Genomic DNA, 1,044 nt, shown 5'->3' on the forward strand with positions numbered 1-1,044 from the left:
ATCAACTGTAACGCTCCATAAGCCACCAGTTTGTACGGTCGTGGTGATGTCCACGCCATTGACATTGACTGTGACCACATCACCCACGCTGTATTCACCAGTGACCGTACCGCTAATGGTCTGGTCTGTTGCTGCTTCGCTTGAATCAACAATGCCATCGCCTGCAATCGGGTTAATGGTAATCGTGGTGGTACTGTTGTCTGGGCCAGTGGTATCGACTGTATAAGTTTGTGTATCAGTGACTGTGCTGCTGTTGCCTGCTGCATCGGTGAAGGTTGCTGTCGCATCGATGGTCGCATCGGTATCTGCAAGTAAGTCACTACCTGCCACATCTGCGGTCCAGTTACCTGTCGCTGCATCAACAGTTGCAGTGTAAGTCACACCATTGATAAGGAGTGTCACCACCGTGGTTGCTGCATCCGCAGGGATACCGGTTAAGGTACCCGTCACAGTCACTGTGCCCGTTGATTCTGCGGCATTCAACACGTTGTCTGCAGTCACATCATCAATGGTTAAGGTTGCACCTGCTGGATTTGGTGGAGTGAGATCCACTGTTTCTGTACCTGGTACAGATGGGTTACCTGCAGGATCGGTAGCAATTGCCGTGATGGTATCACCATCTACCAAGCCACCTGGGTTTGGTACGGTCCATTCGCCTGTCACTGGATCAGTCACTACATCAACGGTTGTGCCATCCGGGAAGGTCACAGTCACGGTTGAACCTGGTTCTGCGGTACCCGTGATTGGATCGGTACCATTGACTGGATCAATCTCTGGCGCTGCTGGTGCAGTCACATCCACGGTATAAGTTTGTGTGTCGGTGACTGTGCTGCTGTTGCCTGCTGCATCGGTGAAGGTCGCTGTCGCATCGATGGTCGCATCGGTATCTGCAAGTAAGTCACTACCTGCCACATCTGCGGTCCAGTTACCTGTCGCTGCATCAACAGTTGCAGTGTAAGTCACACCATTGATAAGGAGTGTCACCACCGTGGTTGCTGCATCTGCAGGGATACCGGTTAAGGTACCCGTCACAGTCACTGTGCC

The 1,044-nt window shown here is 52.3% G+C and carries 1 protein-coding gene; it reads right to left on the reverse strand.

Going from position 1 to position 1,044, the window contains the following annotated elements:
- A partial coding sequence (locus PJ15_RS00010) for an Ig-like domain-containing protein (RefSeq protein WP_227504674.1) occupies positions 1-1,044 on the reverse strand: 1,044 nt, incomplete at both ends.

Origin of the sequence: Acinetobacter sp. neg1 (assembly GCF_000788125.1) — a bacterium.
In the GTDB taxonomy this organism is placed as follows: Bacteria; Pseudomonadota; Gammaproteobacteria; order Pseudomonadales; family Moraxellaceae; genus Acinetobacter; species Acinetobacter vivianii.